Source organism: Micromonospora sp. CNZ297 (assembly GCF_007827625.1).
Map to the genome: position 1 here is coordinate 22623 of NZ_VISU01000037.1, position 15031 is coordinate 37653.

The 15031-nt window shown below is 69.9% G+C and carries 12 protein-coding genes, 1 tRNA gene, 1 pseudogene and 1 riboswitch; of the genes and pseudogenes, 9 read left to right on the forward strand and 5 right to left on the reverse strand.

Going from position 1 to position 15031, the window contains the following annotated elements:
- Nucleotides 1–47: 47 nt before the first annotated feature.
- Nucleotides 48–2246, forward strand: a complete 2199-nt coding sequence (locus FB454_RS32750; RefSeq protein WP_013283317.1) for a (Fe-S)-binding protein — start codon at nucleotides 48–50, stop codon at nucleotides 2244–2246.
- A gap of 67 nt (nucleotides 2247–2313) precedes the next feature.
- Here FB454_RS32750 and FB454_RS32755 read toward each other — a convergent pair whose 3' ends face one another.
- Complete coding sequence (locus tag FB454_RS32755) at nucleotides 2314–2991, reverse strand: GOLPH3/VPS74 family protein (RefSeq protein WP_486485488.1); 678 nt, start codon at nucleotides 2989–2991, stop codon at nucleotides 2314–2316.
- Between the two features lie 82 nt (nucleotides 2992–3073).
- Between FB454_RS32755 and FB454_RS32760 the strand changes: the two genes are divergently transcribed.
- The 3 genes from FB454_RS32760 (at nucleotide 3074) to FB454_RS32770 (ending at nucleotide 6559) form a co-directional block, all read left to right on the forward strand.
- The gene (locus FB454_RS32760) at nucleotides 3074–4381 is read left to right on the forward strand and encodes a hemolysin family protein (RefSeq protein ID WP_013473367.1); all 1308 of its coding nucleotides are present in this window, start codon (nucleotides 3074–3076) and stop codon (nucleotides 4379–4381) included.
- On the forward strand, nucleotides 4374–5378 hold the full coding sequence (locus FB454_RS32765; RefSeq protein ID WP_013283320.1) for a hemolysin family protein: 1005 nt from the start codon (nucleotides 4374–4376) through the stop codon (nucleotides 5376–5378). The genes FB454_RS32760 and FB454_RS32765 overlap by 8 nt, the downstream gene beginning before the upstream one ends.
- Nucleotides 5379–5548: 170 nt before the next feature.
- Nucleotides 5549–6559 carry a C40 family peptidase gene (locus FB454_RS32770; protein ID WP_013283321.1) on the forward strand — a complete coding sequence of 337 codons (1011 nt, stop codon included), beginning with the start codon at nucleotides 5549–5551 and terminating at the stop codon, nucleotides 6557–6559.
- A gap of 70 nt (nucleotides 6560–6629) precedes the next feature.
- On the opposite strand, the gene FB454_RS32775 is transcribed toward FB454_RS32770, so the two are convergent.
- Nucleotides 6630–8663 (reverse strand): peptidoglycan recognition protein family protein, encoded by a 2034-nt coding sequence (locus tag FB454_RS32775; protein WP_145824168.1) that lies wholly within the window; start codon nucleotides 8661–8663, stop codon nucleotides 6630–6632.
- 238 nt (nucleotides 8664–8901) lie between these two features.
- A riboswitch (cyclic di-AMP (ydaO/yuaA leader) is annotated at nucleotides 8902–9036 on the forward strand.
- Nucleotides 9037–9049: 13 nt separating this feature from the next.
- On the opposite strand from FB454_RS32775, the gene FB454_RS32780 reads away from it, so the two are divergent.
- The gene (locus tag FB454_RS32780; protein ID WP_145824169.1) at nucleotides 9050–10081 is read left to right on the forward strand and encodes a C40 family peptidase; all 1032 of its coding nucleotides are present in this window, start codon (nucleotides 9050–9052) and stop codon (nucleotides 10079–10081) included.
- Nucleotides 10082–10145: 64 nt separating this feature from the next.
- On the opposite strand, the gene dcd is transcribed toward FB454_RS32780, so the two are convergent.
- Nucleotides 10146–10724: a dCTP deaminase gene (gene dcd, locus FB454_RS32785; protein WP_013283324.1), complete on the reverse strand. Its 579-nt coding sequence runs from the start codon at nucleotides 10722–10724 to the stop codon at nucleotides 10146–10148.
- A 78-nt stretch (nucleotides 10725–10802) separates the two neighbouring features.
- On the opposite strand from dcd, the gene FB454_RS32790 reads away from it, so the two are divergent.
- Nucleotides 10803–11348, forward strand: coding sequence for a pyridoxamine 5'-phosphate oxidase family protein (locus FB454_RS32790; protein WP_030269661.1), 546 nt, complete (start codon nucleotides 10803–10805; stop codon nucleotides 11346–11348).
- Between the two features lie 69 nt (nucleotides 11349–11417).
- Here the strand turns inward: FB454_RS32790 and FB454_RS32795 are convergent, their stop codons facing one another.
- A complete protein-coding gene (locus tag FB454_RS32795) occupies nucleotides 11418–12410 on the reverse strand; it encodes a zinc metalloprotease (protein ID WP_013283326.1) in 993 nt (330 codons plus the stop codon).
- Between the two features lie 244 nt (nucleotides 12411–12654).
- Here FB454_RS32795 and FB454_RS32800 point away from each other — a divergent pair.
- From FB454_RS32800 to FB454_RS32810, 3 genes and pseudogenes are all read left to right on the forward strand, one after another.
- Nucleotides 12655–12728, forward strand: a tRNA-Gly gene (locus FB454_RS32800).
- Between the two features lie 103 nt (nucleotides 12729–12831).
- Entirely contained in the window at nucleotides 12832–13767 is a 936-nt protein-coding gene (locus tag FB454_RS32805; RefSeq protein ID WP_486481631.1) for an NsdA family TPR-like regulatory protein, read from the forward strand.
- A gap of 14 nt (nucleotides 13768–13781) precedes the next feature.
- Nucleotides 13782–14338: pseudogene (locus tag FB454_RS32810) on the forward strand (GNAT family N-acetyltransferase).
- Here FB454_RS32810 and FB454_RS32815 read toward each other — a convergent pair.
- Entirely contained in the window at nucleotides 14335–14898 is a 564-nt protein-coding gene (locus FB454_RS32815) for a HEPN domain-containing protein (protein ID WP_186461712.1), read from the reverse strand. The pseudogene FB454_RS32810 and the gene FB454_RS32815 sit on opposite strands and share 4 nt — an antisense overlap.
- Between the last annotated feature and the right edge of the window lie 133 nt (nucleotides 14899–15031).

Sequence of the window (15031 nt, forward strand, 5' to 3'; positions counted from 1 at the left end):
TGCGCGTAGGCTGCACGGACAAAGCAGCAGACCGGGAGGCCAACTCGATGGGCAGCGTCCAGATCGTCACCACGATCCTCGCGGCCGCCATCACCGCCGTTGCGGTGTGGCTTGCGGTGCGCGCGGTCATGAAGATGACCGCCGTCATCCGGCTCGGCCAGCCCGCGCCGGAGCGGTTCGGCGACAAGGGCGCGCGTACGAAGAAGATGCTGGTGGAGACCGCCGGTCACACCCGCATGCTCAAGTGGAGCGTGGTCGGCGCCGCCCACTGGTTCGTGATGGTCGGCTTCATCGTGCTGTCGCTGCTGGTGCTGGAGGCCTACTTCGAGGTCGTCTCCACCGGCGGCGGGCTGCCGATCATCGGGCACTGGACGATCTTCGGTCTGGTCACCGAGTGGATCGGCATCCTCGGCCTGGTCGGCATCCTGGTGCTGATGGCGATCCGGCTGCGCAACCGGCCCGGCCGCGCGGAGAACCGCTCCCGGTTCACCGGCTCGACCATGTGGCAGGGCTACTTCGTCGAGTGGGTCGTCCTGCTGGTCCTGATCTTCGGGTTCGTGATCCGGGGCTTCAAGGTCGCCACCGACCACTTCGAGTACCCGGTCTGGGCCGCCCCGCTCAGCCACGCGGTCGGCTCGGTCCTCCCGGACTGGGAGGCGGGCGTCAGCGTCGCCGCGCTCATCAAGATCGCCATTTCGATGACCTGGCTCATCGTGATCTCGCTGAACGTCACCATGGGCGTGGCCTGGCACCGCTTCCTGGCCTTCCCGAACATCTTCTTCAAGCGCGACCCGGAGAAGCCGGCCGGTTCCGGCCTGGGCCCGCTGCGCCCGATGACCAGCGAGGGCAAGCCGCTGGACTTCGAGGAGGCCGACCCGGAGAAGGACCAGTTCGGTGTCGCCCAGGTCGAGCAGTTCACCTGGAAGGGCCTGCTCGACTTCAGCACCTGCACCGAGTGCGGTCGCTGCCAGTCGCAGTGCCCCGCCTGGAACACCGGCAAGCCGCTGTCGCCGAAGCTGCTGGTGCTGAGCCTGCGTGACCACGCGTACGCCAAGGCGCCGTACCTGCTGGCCGGTGGCGGCAAGGACCTCACCGGCGAGGAGAAGGCCACGCAGGAGCAGCTGGCCGGCGTGGACGTGCTGGCCATGGCCGAGGCGGACCGGCCGCTGATCGGTACCGCCGAGGAGGGCGGTGTCATCGACCCGGACGTGCTCTGGTCCTGCACCACCTGCGGCGCCTGCGTCGAGCAGTGCCCGGTCGACATCGAGCACGTGGACCACATCGTCGACATGCGCCGCTACCAGGTGCTGATCGAGTCGAGCTTCCCGTCCGAGGCCGGCGTCATGCTCCGCAACCTGGAGAACAAGGGCAACCCGTGGGGCGCCCCGCAGAACACCCGCGAGGACTGGACCAAGGGCCTCGGGTTCGAGGTGCCGCGCGTCGGCGAGGTCGACGACTTCGAGTACCTCTTCTGGGTCGGCTGTGCCGGCGCGTTCGAGGACCGGGCCAAGAAGACCACCCGCGCGGTCGCCACGCTGCTGAACGAGGCGGGCGTCAAGTTCGCCATCCTCGGTGAGGGCGAGACCTGCTCCGGCGACCCGGCGCGCCGCATCGGCAACGAGTTCGTCTTCCAGATGCTGGCCCAGCAGAACGTCGAGACGCTGAACGAGGCGTTCGAGGGCCGGGAGAAGAGCAAGCGCAAGATCGTCGCCACCTGCCCGCACTGCTTCAACACCCTGGGCAACGAGTACGGCCAGCTCGGCGGCGAGTTCGAGGTGGTGCACCACACCCAGCTGCTGGCCCACCTGGTCAGCGCCGGCAAGCTCACCCCGGTGCAGCCGGTCGACGGCGGCGTGACCTACCACGACCCGTGCTACCTGGGCCGCCACAACCGGATCTTCGCCGCCCCGCGCGAGGTGCTCGGCGACTCGATCCAGGGCGAGCTGACCGAGATGCCGCGTAACAGCGAGCGCTCCTTCTGCTGCGGTGCCGGCGGCGCCCGGATGTGGATGGAGGAGAAGATCGGTAAGCGGATCAACGTGGACCGGGTCGAGGAGGCCATGTCCACCGGGGCGAAGACCATCGCGGTCGGCTGCCCGTTCTGCTCGACGATGCTGAACGACGGCGTGAACGGCAAGGGCGCGGGCGAGCAGGTCGAGGTGGTCGACGTGGCGAGCGTGCTGCTGCGCTCGGTCAAGCCGGAGGCCCCGGCCGGTGAGCCGGAGGTCGCGCCGACCGCGAGCTGAGGCGTACCCCGGCAGGAAGCCGGACCACGACGGCGGCGGCACCCGTGCGGTGCCGCCGCCGTCGCGTTCAGCTGGTCGTGGTGGTCATGATGGCGGCGCTCGTCCCGGCCGTCATCGCGACCATAAGCGCGGCCTGCATCTCCTCGATCGCCTTCTTGGCGGCGGCCGACGCCCAGTCACCGGCGGCGATCTCGTCGATGCGCGCCTTGACCCGCTCCTTCGGCAGCTCGCGGAAGATCTTGCGGTCCAGGCCGACCGCGCGGGTCAGCGTGAGCAGCGCGGCGGTCCGGGCGTCGACCGGGCCGTCGCCGGTGAGCGCCGCAGCCATCCGCTCCCGGGCCGCCGTCTCCACCGCCGGCTCCGCGCCGGTCGGCGAGGGATAACGGGTACGCGGGAAGACCAGCAGCACCCGGTCGGACTCCCGGCGCAGGACCCCGGCGTCGACGAGCCCGCCGAGCACCCGGTCCGGCAGGCCCTTGGCGAGCTTGCCGATCCAGTCCTTCGGCTTGCGGGGGCGGCCCGATCCGACAGTCGTCAGCGCCTCGTCGAGCAGCGGCACGCCGGTCGGGGTGGGGTCGGTGACGACGAGCCGCTTGTCCGCCACCTCCACCCGGCCGGCCAGTGCCAGTTCCAGCAGCACCGCCCCGGCGAGGCCGTAGCCGAGGTGCGGACTGCCGAGCCGGTTCGTGCCGCCGTCGTCGTACGCGAGCAGGACCAGTTCGTCGGTGAGCAGCAGACCGTCCATGCGCACCACGCTACGGGGGGTCCGCCATCGGCGCGCGCGTGCCACAATCACGCGCATCGACGGCCTTCTGCTTCTGACGCTGCTGCCCCTGGTCGGTTTCGTGCTGCTGACCGCCGGCAACGCCTTCTTCGTCGCGGCCGAGTTCGCCCTGGTCACCGTCGACCGGGCGGAGATCGACAGGCGGGCCGACGAGGGCGACGGCCGGGCCGCGACGGTACGCCGCGCGCTGCGTGAGCTGTCCTTCCAGCTCTCCGGCGCGCAGCTCGGCATCACGCTCACCGCGTTGCTCACCGGCTACCTGGCCGAGCCCGCCCTGGCCCGGCTCTTCGCGCCGCTGCTGCACCCGCTCGGCGGCGCGGAACGCTTCTCCGGCCTGCTCGCGCTGGCGCTGGCCACGCTCATCTCGATGCTGTTCGGCGAGCTGGTGCCGAAGAACCTGGCGCTGGCCCGCCCGATGCCCGCGGCGCTCGCCACCGCCGCGCCGATGCGGGCCTTCTCCCGCACCTTCGGCTGGCTGATCCGGCTGCTGAACGAATCAGCGAACCGGCTGGTGCGCCGCCTCGGCGTGGAGCCGCAGGAGGAGCTGGCGAGCGCCCGGTCCCCGGAGGAGCTGGGCCTGCTCGCCGCCATCTCGGCCCGGGCCGGCGCGCTGCCGCCGGACACCGCGATGCTGCTGCGCCGCACCATCCGCTTCGGCGACAAGCGGGCCGCCGAGGCGATGACGCCCCGGGTGGACGTGACCGCGTTGCGCGCCACCACCACGGTCGCGGAGTTGCTGGAGGCGTCCCGGCGGACCGGCCGGACCCGGTTCCCGGTCTACGAGGAGACGCTCGACCTGGTCACCGGCGTCGCCGGGGTGCCCGACGCGCTGGGTGTGCCGCTGGCCCGCCGCGCGGCCACCACTGTCGCCGCCGTCGCCCGGGAACCGGTGTACGTCCCGGAGAGCCTGAACCTGAACGGGGTGCTGGCCGCGCTCAAGGCCGCCGGGGCGGACCTGGCGATCGTGGTGGACGAGTACGGCGGCACCGACGGCGTGGTGACGGTGGAGGATCTCGTCGAGGAACTGGTCGGGGAGATCGCCGACGAGTTCGACCCGGACGCGGTGGACGGCTTCGGGCCGGTGGAGCTGACGGTGCCCGGTGGCGAGCGCACAGTCCTGACCGACGGCGTGCTGCGCGCCGACGAACTGGTCGAGCAGACCGGGTTCCGGCTGCCCGACGGGCCGTACGAGACGCTTGGCGGGTTCCTCATGGCGCGGCTCGGCCACATTCCGGTGCCGGGCGAGGCGGTCGACGAGGCCGGGTACGAGTTCACTGTGGTGGAGGTCGACCGGCACCGGATCGAACAGGTGCGGGTGGTACGCCCCGAGGAGCCCGACGGCGGTGCCTGAACTACTCGTCGCGGTGGGGTTGCTGCTCGGCAACGCGTTCTTCGTGGGCAGCGAGTTCGCGCTGATCGCCTCCCGCCGTACGGTCATCGAACCGCTGGCGGCGACGTCGAAGCGGGCCCGGCTGGCGCTGGCGGCCATGAACCAGATCCCGCTGATGATCGCCGGGGCGCAGCTCGGCATCACCGTCTGCTCGCTCGGCCTCGGCGCGATCGCCGAGCCGGCGCTGGCGCACCTGCTGGAGCCGGCGTTCGCCGCGCTGGGGCTGCCCGCCTCGGCGGTGCACCCGGTGTCGTTCGTCATCGCGCTCGCGGTGGTGGTGTTCCTGCACACGGTGGTCGGCGAGATGGTGCCGAAGAACATCACGCTCGCCGGGCCGGAGCCGTCGGCGCTCTGGCTCGGCCCGGCCATGCTGGCGTTCTGCCTGGCCACCAAGCCGCTGCTGCTGGCGATGAAGTGGGCGTCCCGGCAGGTGCTGCGGTGGTGGCGGGTGGAGGCGACCGATGCGGTGAAGACCGTGTTCACCGCCGAGGAACTGGCCGGGCTGGTGTCCCAGGCGCGTACCGAGGGGTTGCTGGACGCCGAGGAGCACGCCCGGATCACCGGCGCGCTGGCCCTGCACAGCCGTACCGCGGCGGACGCGCTGCAACCCTGGTCCACTGTCACCACGGTGGCCGAGGACGTCTCACCGGCGTCGCTGGAGGTGCTGGCGACCCGTACCGGCCGGTCCCGCTTCCCGGTGGTGCAGCGGGCCACCCGCCGGGTGCTCGGTTTCGTGCACGTCAAGGACGTGCTCGGGTACGCCGGGGCGAGCCGCCGCGCCCCCGTGCCGGCCGAGATCTACCGGCCGCTGGCGGTGGTGCCGCCGGACCGTACGCTCGCCGATCTGCTGCTGGCGATGCGCCGCGAACGCCGCCACATGGTGCTGGTCAGCGACGGACGCCGGCCGATGGGTGTGGTGACGCTCGACGACGTATTGACAGCCATCGTCGGAAGATGAATTGAATACCCTTGGTGTGCAACCGATTGCGGATACGTGATTGAACAAAGGGTCGCCTTGATTCCATCGGACGCCTTCCCTAGTGTGAGGCACCGACCGCTGTGGGTCGTCTGCCTCGACCTTCCCTCTCGCGAGGCGCCCGGCGGTCGGTTGCAAAGGAGTCCGTGCCGGTGGCAACCACGCCCCCTCAACGTCACGCCCCGAGCGCTCCACCCGGCCGGCGGGCCGGGTTCCGACGGGTGGTACACGGTCTGGTCACCCTGGTCGCGGCCGCCGCGGTCGGCGCCGGAATGCTGACCGCCCCGGCGCACGCGGCGCCGTCGGTGGACGAGATCGACGCGCAGATCGACAAGCAGTGGCAGCAGCTCGAACCCACCATCGAGCAGTTCAACAAGGTCCGCTCGCAGCTTCGCGCCAACCAGAAGAAGTCCAAGGCGCTGAAGGACAAGATGGTGCCGCTGGAGCTGGCCTCCACGCTCGCCATGAACAAGGTCGGCGACATCGCGGCCCGCTACTACATCCAGGGCCCGTCGCAGGAGCTGGGCGCGCTGCTGGTGAACTCCAAGCCGGGCGCGCTGGCCGAGCAACTGGTCATGCTGGACCGGATCGCCGAGGACCAGCGCCGCCAGATCGCCGGTGTGCTCAAGGTGCGCGACGAGTACAACAAGCAGAAGGAGAAGCTCGACGCGCTGATCGCGCTGGAGATCAAGCAGCAGAACGATCTCGCGGCGAAGAAGAAGCAGATCGACTCGGAGATCAAGCGGCTGACCGCCATGCTGCCGGTGACCTCGATCCGCCCGGCAGGCTGCCCCGCCGTCGACGGCGTGGTGAGCAGCGCCGCGCGGACCGCCATCAAGACGGCGTGCGCCCAGGTCGGTGACCCGTACGTGTGGGGCGCCACCGGCCCGAACTCGTTCGACTGCTCCGGTCTCACCCAGTACGCGTACAAGGCGGCGGGCATCTCGCTGACCCACTTCACCGGCGCGCAGTGGAACGAGGGCCGCAGGATCTCCCGCTCCGAGGCCCGCCCCGGTGACCTGGTGTTCTTCGGTTCCGACCTGCACCACGTCGGGCTCTATCTCGGCAACGGGGTGATGGTGCACGCGCCACGTACCGGCAAACCGGTCCAGGTGTCGAGCATCAGCACGATGCCGATCGCCGGCTTCGTCCGGGTCGCCTGACCCGGAACCCTGGCAGCGAGAAGGCCCCCGGTCCACGCGGACCGGGGGCCTTCCCGTGTGCGGTGCCGGGTCAGCGTGGCGTGCCGACCGGGGACGGCAGGATCAGCACGTCGTCCAGGTTCACGAACATGATCCGGTGACCGAACTGGACCTGCACGTAGCGGTTCTCGCCGCGGACCACGGTCCGGTCACCCGGTGCCGAACCGTCGAACGAGACCGCCCGGTAGTACTCGCCGGGCAGCACCCCGCCCACCGCGTACCGCTGGCCGGCGGCGAACGTGTACTGAAGCGGCGAGATGGTCTGGTACGGGATGGTGTCCGGGTAGGCGGCCTGCTCCGGGTAGGCCCGCCCGTACACCGGGATGGTGGCCTTGCCGGGCCGCGGCGTCACGACGAAGCCGGTGGCCCACTTGGCCGTCGGCGCGGAGGCCGGGTTGAGGAACCACGCCTTCTGACCGAGGTACCAGATCGCCGTCCAGTCGCCCTGGCGGCCGGCGAGCGCGTACGTCTGACCGGCGGAGGCGCGGGCGCCGTGGTCGGAGATGTACATGGTGTCCGGCGTGCCGTCCGGGCGCAGCCCGAGGTCGTTGACGAGCGGGGCGTCCGGGCTCGGCGCGGTCCGCAGGATCACCGACGAGGAGCCGCGCGACGGGCACGGTTCGGCCGGCGGCCGGGGCGTCGGGACGCCCGGCGGCTGCTGGTTGCAGCCGAAGAACGCCGGCCGGTTGGTGGCGAAGTCCGGGTCGATGGTGACCAGGCCGGTACGGGGCGTGCCGGTGCTGCGGAACGGCGCCTTCATCAGGTCGAAGTAGTGCGACCAGTCCCAGTACGGTCCCGGATCCCAGTGCATGCCGCCCACGTTGGCGGCGGTGATGCCGGGCACGTTGTCGTGGCCGATGATGTGCTGCCGGTCCATCGGGATGCCGAGCTTCAGCGCCAGGTGCCGCACCAGCTTGGCGGAGGTGCGGTACATCGCCTCGGTGTACCAGGTGCCCTGACCGGCGAAGCCCTCGTGCTCCAGGCCGATGGACTTGGCGTTGACGTACCAGTTGCCGGCGTGCCAGCCGACGTCCTTGGTCTTGATGTGCTGGGCGATGTAGCCGTCCACCGAGCGCAGCGTGTAGTGCCAGCCCAGGTAGTCGGCCCGCTTCACCAGGTCGACGCTCGGGCCGAAGTAGCCCTCGGTGTCGTGGATGACGATGTACTCGATCTTCTGCTGCTTCGGCCGGTCGCCCAGGTCGTGGTTGCCGTAGTCGCCCGGGTCGTCGCTGAGCTGCTCGTACGGCGCGGGGATCCACTCGCAGGCCAGCCGCACCGGGCACTCCAGCCCGTCCGGCCGCTCGGCGTTGCGCAGGCCCAGGCGGGCCAGGCGGGAACGGTCCGGCTTCGCGGCGGTGGCGGCGAGCGTGACCCGCTGGCCGTCGTCGGTGGTGCGGCTGGCGCCCTGGCCGAGCTGGTCGTAGACCTCGTCGGCGAAGGCCGCCGCGGCGTCCGAGGTGTCCGCGCCGGAGTACCGGGCCACCGCGCCGTACCAGGCCGCCGGGTCGGTGCCGGCGCCGACCGGCCCACCCAGAGCCTTCTGGTACGACGCCAGCAGCGCGGCGCCACCGCGGATGTTCGCGGCCGGCTCGGTGCGCAGCGTGCCCGCGTCGAGCCCGGTGAGCGCGGCGGCGGCGTCGAGCGTCTGGAGCGAGGCCGGCGGCAGCGGGGTCTCCCGCTCCGGCGCGGCGGCGGTGGCCGGGTCGAGCTTCAGCGGCCGGGAGTCGTCGCCGCGCGGGTCCTCGTCCTCGTCGACGTGGGCGCTGCCCGGCATGGCGAGGATGTGCGCGGCGTCGGTCAGGTGCATCGGGCCGTAGCCGCCGCTGGTGCTCGGCTGCCCGGTGTGGGTGTCCCAGCGGGACTCCAGATAGGAGACACCGAGCAGTACGTTCTGCGGTACGCCGTACTCTGCCGCGGCGGCGGCGTATTGTTGTTGCCGGTCGCTCGCGGACGCAGACGTGTCCGGCGCGGCGGTCACCGGGCCGGTCGCCGCCAGCGCGGTGGCTGTCGCCACTGCGGCGGCGAGCAGTATCCGTCTGCCCGACGGCGGGGCGGAGAGGTGCATCGAACCTCCTGGACAGGGATGGGGGTCACTGCGTTTCCACCCTCACTCCGCACACCCGCGAGGGTCAATACCTTTCCAGTGAGTAATCAGCCTTGAAAGAAAATTTCACCTCCGACCGGGGTGTGGTGCCTCATCGCGTACGGAGTGTCACGGCGCTGGAAGTTGCGGATCGATAACGGTGGTCCCTACTCTGGTGAATCGTCGGCCGCACGTCTCACCGTCCAACCCGGTCGGTGACGGTCCGACACCGCCGAGTCGCCTCCGGGCGAGCCGGGGAACCAGGTACCTGGGGTGAATCCGCAGCGATGCGGTAGGGCGGCTCCCTTCCCGCCCGAATCCGTCAGCTAACCCGGTAGGCGGTACGGAAGAAGGAGTACGGACGCCCGGTGGCACTCCATGCCCCGCGGCCGTCGTCGAGCCGGTCGGTCGACCGGTCCACGGCTGTGCCGCGTACCCGCTGGTCCCGCTTCACCACAGCCCTCGCCGCTCTCGTCGGCACCGCAGTCGTCCTGACCGGCGGCGCCACGGCGGCACACGCCGAACCCTCGGCCGCCGAGATCGAGGCGCAGATCGACCGCGACTGGAACAAACTCGAACCGGTCATCGAACAGGTCAACGCCGTACGCGAGCAGCTCGCCGCGCGGCGCAAGCAGGCCGACGCGCTCGGCCGGCAGATCGCACCCCTCCAGGCCCGGGTGGACGCCGCGCTCGGCCAGGTCGGCGGACTCGCCGCCGACGCCTACAAGGGTGACAACCTCTCCACCGTCAACGCGCTGCTGGGCAGCCGCTCACCCGGTGACCTGGTCAACGGCCTGGAACTGCTCGACCGCTTCGCGCACCGCCAGCACGAGCAGGTGCGCTCCGTCGCCGCGCTGCGCGACGAACTGGCGGCGAAGAAGAAGCCGCTGGACGAGATGATCGCCGGGCTGACGCGCACCGAGGCCCAGCTCGCGGCGAGGAAGAAGCAGATCGACGCCGAGATCGCCCGGCTGCAGAAGCTGCGGCTCAAGGTGTACGGCAACGGTGGCGGCGGCCCGCTGCGCCCGGCGCCCTGCCCCGCCGGTTACCCCGGTGGCGCTGCCGGAGCGGCGGTCAAGTTCGCCTGCGCCCAGATCGGCAAGATCTACGTGTGGGGCGCGGCCGGGCCGGATCACTTCGACTGCTCGGGCCTGACCCTGGCGGCCTGGGCCAAGGGCGGTGTCTCGCTGCCGCACAACGCGCGCCAGCAGCACGGCATGACGAAGCGGGTGAGCCGGGCCGAGCTGCGCGCCGGTGACCTCGTCTTCTACTACAGCGACCTGCACCACGTGGCGATGTACGTGGGCGACGGCTGGGTGGTGCACGCCTCCCAGTCCGGCAAGCCGATCACCATGAAGCGGGTCGACGACGGCGACATCAACAGCTACGGCCGGGTGTAAGGAAGGGCCCCCTCTTAACGCCTCCGGTAGAGGAGGGGGCCCCTATTAACAACTGTGGGCGCCGTCAGCGGGTCGGCCAGGTGCGCCAGCTCTGCCAGGATCGGCTCGGCGTCGGTCCGCGCTGCCCCTGGTAACGCGACCCGTAGACGGCCGAGCCGTACGGGTGCTCGGCCGGCGAGGAGAGCCGGAAGATGCAGAGCTGGCCGATCTTCATGCCCGGCCAGAGCGTGATCGGCAGGTTCGCCACGTTCGACAGCTCCAGCGTGACGTGACCGGAGAAACCCGGGTCGATGAAGCCGGCGGTCGAGTGGGTCAGCAGCCCCAGCCGCCCGAGGCTCGACTTGCCCTCCAGCCGGCCGGCGAGCTGGTCACCCAGCGAGATCACCTCAAGGGTGGAGGCGAGCACGAACTCGCCCGGGTGCAGCACGAACGGCTGCCCCTCCGGCACCTCCACCATCGAGGTCAGGTCGTCCTGCTGGATCGACGGGTCGATGTGCGTGTAGAGGTGGTTGTTGAAGACCCGGAACAGCCGGTCCAGGCGTACGTCGATGCTCGACGGCTGCACCAGCGTGGGCTCGAAGGGCTCCAGCGCGAGCGTGCCGGCCTTGATCTCGGAGACCAGGTCGCGGTCGGAGAGCAGCATCGGAACACCATAGCGACAGGTGCCGGTGACCTGCGTGTCGCACTACATCTTCGTACACGTGTTCGATAGAGTGTCCACATGGCTTCCTGGTCCGAATTCGCCGCCGACGAGCCCCGCCTCGCCGACGAGATCCGCCTCCTGATGCAGCAGTACGGGCCGGGCTTCGGCTACCTCGCCACGGTCCGCGCCGACGGCGGCCCCCGGGTCCACCCGGTCTCCCCGGTGTTCACCGCCGACGGCCTCTGGTGCTTCGTCATCGACTCGCCGAAGCGCCGCGACCTCGAACGCGACGGCCGCTACGCGCTGCACTCGTTCCCGCCGGAGGAGAGCGACGACGAGGCGTACGTGGCAGGCCGCGCCCGGCCGGTGACCGACCCCGCCACGGTGGCCCGGCTGGCCCGGATCGGCCGCGCGTCGCCGCAGGGCGACTGGCGGCTGTTCGAGTTCACCGTCGAGGCGGCGATGCTGACGCGGCGCGACCCGGTGGCGCAGCCCGGCGCCGCTCCGCCGCAGGTGCGGGTCTGGCTCGATCCGCGCGCGGCCGAACCCGCCCGGCGTGACCCGCTCGCCGCCGAGGGGCGGCGTGGCCGGCACGGCTTCGACACCCGCCGCCCGGCCGCCTGACCCGGCCCACGACGAAACGGTGCCGGCCCCGTCCGAGGACAGGGCCGGCACCGGTACGCGGTACGACGGTCAGGCTGCGCGGTAGGCGTTCCACGCGGTGAGCATGCGGCTCGCCTGGCCGGCGGTGAACTGGTACATGCAGGAGTCGTACGTGTAGTCCATGAAGTTGGTGATCGGGTCCTTGCCGGCGGTCGAGCAGGTGTCGCGGCCGGTCGGGCACTGGTACGCCGGGGACGCCTCGGCCGGGGTGTCGGAGACGCTGTCGCCCGAGCCGGAGCAGCCGCCCTGGAAGGTGTGGTAGAGGTTCAGCCAGTGGCCGACCTCGTGGGTACCGGTGTCACCCTGGTTGTAGTTGGTCGCGGTGCCGCCGGGCAGCGACTCGTTCAGCACGACCACGCCGTCCATCTTGTCCAGCGTCCGCTTCGGGAACGTCGCCCAGCCCAGCAGGCCGTTGCTCAGCTCGCCGAGGTAGATGTTCAGCGTGTTCTTGCCGCCCTCACGCAGCGAGGTCTTCATCGAGCGCTCGGCGGAGGAGCCCTGCACGATCGGGTACCACGACGGGTTCGTCACCCGGTTGATCTTCGTGAGCTGGAACCCGAAAGCGGTGGCGGCGCCGCCGGTCGAGCCCGCGTACGACTGGTTCAGCACGGTGATCTGCTGGTTGATCATCGAGTCGGTGATGTTGCCGCCGGCCCGGGTGCTGTTCTCCTGGATGACGTGCACGACGACCGGGATGGTCACGGTGGCCAGCGGGGCGACGGCGCCGGTCCGGAAGCTTGCCCGCTCGCGCTGCGCGGCGGCGAGGTCGGCCTCACGGTCACGGACCTGCTTGGCGGTCAGGTGATTGGGGTCGAGCTTGGCGTTGCCGCCCTTCGCGACGCGCGCGTTCGCGTGTTCGTCGGCGTGGGCGTCGGCCGGCTCGGCGCAGACGCCGGCCGGGGCGGCCGAGAAGGCCGAAGCAGCGGGGACGACGCCGACGGCGGCGGTGCTGAGCAGCAGCGCGAGGGTCGACGTCGCGACACCGGCGGTACGCCGGGTCAGCAGGTTGGGACGGAGTCCCATGGGCCCACCTCTTTCTGACGGCGTGCCAGGGGGTGTGTCACGCCGGTTCGGAAACGTGGGGCAGACGTTACATCCCATCGACGCATTTGAGAACGCCCATACGTTGTCGACGTTGGCGCTTGATCCACTCCAGCTCGGGGAGGTGGCGGGGTCAACCGCCCGCCGATGCCGCCACCTCGCCGAAGTGGCGCGCGGGCACCTGGATGCACAGGGGTGGTGACCTTCAGGTAGAGTGGTGCCGCCTGCGGGTGTAGTTCAATGGCAGAACATCAGCTTCCCAAGCTGACAGTGCGGGTTCGATTCCCGTCACCCGCTCCAACGTGAGGCCCCAGCTCAGGACAGCTTTCCTGGCCGGGGCCTCAGTCGTTGCTACCGCTCCTTGCGCTGGCCGTGCCCGCTACGTGCCCGATCACGGCCCTTCTTGATCTGCTCGCTGAGCGACGACGTCCAGCGCTTGGCGCTGGCCTACCCGCAGCGCCCGCTCACTGAACTGTTGAGTGACATGGTCGAAACCCAGGACACCCTCTTCGCCCTACTGGAGCGGAGGCAGACGCCGCAGCAGGCCCGGCAACTGCACTTCCTCACCGCCGTCACGAGCGGGCTCCTGGCCAAGGCGTCCCACGACCTCGCTGACCCGCATGCCGCGATGCTGCAAGCGCGCACCGCCGTCCTCTGCGCCGACCAGGCCGACCACAACGGGCTGAGGGCCTGGCTTCGCGGCCTCCAATCCATGGTCGCCTACTGGGCCGGTCGGTATGCCGAGGCCGTCCGGTACGCGGAGGCGGGCACCAACATCGCCGCTGGCACCGCAGGCACGACCTCCGTCTGGTTACCGGTCAGCGCAGCCCGCGGCTATGCCGCACTCGGCAACAGTGCCAAGGCCCTCAGCGCGATTCGGGCCGCCGAAGAAGCATGGAATCGCGTCGAGCCGGACGAGGTGGACGAGCTGGACGAGCTGGGCGGCATCTGCACGTTCAACCAACCCCGCACGCTCTACTGCGCCGCCGACGCCCTTGCCTGGCTGCCCAACGAGGCGGACCAGGCAGTCGACTTCTCCACCCGCGCCGTCAACGCCTACGCCAACCCCAACGACCCCGCGTGGGCCTTTGGTGACCAGGCCGGATCACACTCTGACCTGGCGATCGCACGGATCGCCGCGCGGGATCTGGAGGGCGCCGTCGAGGCCGTAAGGCCGGTGCTCGAACTGCCGCCGAGCCAGCGCATCAACGGGATCATCCACTCGGTGCAGCGTGTGCACCAGGCCGTCACCCGGGCCGGGCTGGCGGTCGAGGGGCGAGACCTGCTCCAGCAGATCGAGGACTACACGAGCACGCCGCTGAAAGCCCTTCCCAGGTAGGGCAAGATCGGGGCATGTACCCCGTGACGTTGAAGGGCCGCGCCGTCATCCTGCGAGAGTTCCGCAGCGACGACGCGGCCCCTTCTCTTGCCCTCGTAGGCGACGAACGCGTGACGCAGTGGCTCTCGTTCGACAGCCGGGATCTTGAAGCCGCGACGGCGATGATCGAGGGAGCGGTGGCCCGGGCCAAGACGGAGCCCCGCAACGAGTACTACCTAGCGGTGACCCTGCCAGGAGACGAGCTGATCGGGTTCGCTCGGCTCGGCCTCGACGGCGTGAGGGCCGCCAAGCTCGGATATGCCATCCGCGCCGACCAGTGGGCCACGGCTACGCCACCGACGCCGCCCGCACCCTGACGGACTTTGGATTTCGTGAGTTGGGCCTACACCGCATCTCCGCTGCCATCGGACCCGACAACGGCGGGTCCATAGTTGTAGCCGAACGTCTCGGGATGAAGTACGAGGGCCGCATTCGGGACCACGTCTTCACCAACGGAGCATGGCGAGACTCGCTCCTCTATGCAGTTCTAGTGGACGAGTGGCCCCCTGTTGCGAAATCGCATCAACGCTAGGTTGCACGCGATCGCGCATAATTAATCATCTCGTCGACCGTGCCTAAAAGTCGATTAAGCTCTTCATCGGAAATATCAAGGTTCCCGTCAGCGTATCGCGCCGCCGATCGTGCGCCATGCAACGCTCTTAGCGTCTCAGCATGGCTGCTGGGTGCGTTGGCGTGTGCCACCCACTGGTCGAGCCATTCCTGCCGGTACGAGTGATTCTTGGTCCGCTCCTGCTGTAGCAACATGTTCGCCTGCACTGTCAGTTCTGCCGCAGAGTAGGCGACGTCGCATGCAACGGCAGGTGTCGTTTCAGAGCAACCACGCGCTACAGAAAGAAATTCTTCAGCACGCCGAAGAAGCCCGGCAACCTGCTCGCGGTTGTAGCGAAAGTCGAATGTCACGTACCTTTTGCCACCGATGGTCGCAAGGCATACGTACCCACTGTTGGGACCCACATCCGGTGGCAAGACTGCAAGGACTTCTTGGATATCGGCTTCGGTGACCGGCTGCCCCTCTTCGACCTTTGAGGCCCTAACCTGAACCGAAACCTGCGCTTGATCGTTGATCCACACCCTTGGGTGCTTTCGACTCGGATCGATCTCTACCACTACCTTGAGCCATTTTCATCGTGACGGCGCAGGTCACGGGCGGTGTGGGAGGCCGGTGTCCAGGTAGGACGAGGCTCCCGGTAAGACAGCAATCGAC

Excerpts from the sequence above, each read along its gene's own strand:
- FB454_RS32750 (WP_013283317.1), top strand. The coding sequence starts at position 48 with ATGGGCAGCGTCCAGATCGTCACCACGATCCTCGCGGCCGCCATCACC.
- FB454_RS32755 (WP_486485488.1), bottom strand. The coding sequence starts at position 2,991 with ATGGACGGTCTGCTGCTCACCGACGAACTGGTCCTGCTCGCGTACGAC.
- FB454_RS32775 (WP_145824168.1), bottom strand. The coding sequence starts at position 8,663 with ATGCACCTCTCCGCCCCGCCGTCGGGCAGACGGATACTGCTCGCCGCC.
- dcd (WP_013283324.1), bottom strand. The coding sequence starts at position 10,724 with ATGCTGCTCTCCGACCGCGACCTGGTCTCCGAGATCAAGGCCGGCACG.
- FB454_RS32790 (WP_030269661.1), top strand. The coding sequence starts at position 10,803 with ATGGCTTCCTGGTCCGAATTCGCCGCCGACGAGCCCCGCCTCGCCGAC.
- FB454_RS32795 (WP_013283326.1), bottom strand. The coding sequence starts at position 12,410 with ATGGGACTCCGTCCCAACCTGCTGACCCGGCGTACCGCCGGTGTCGCG.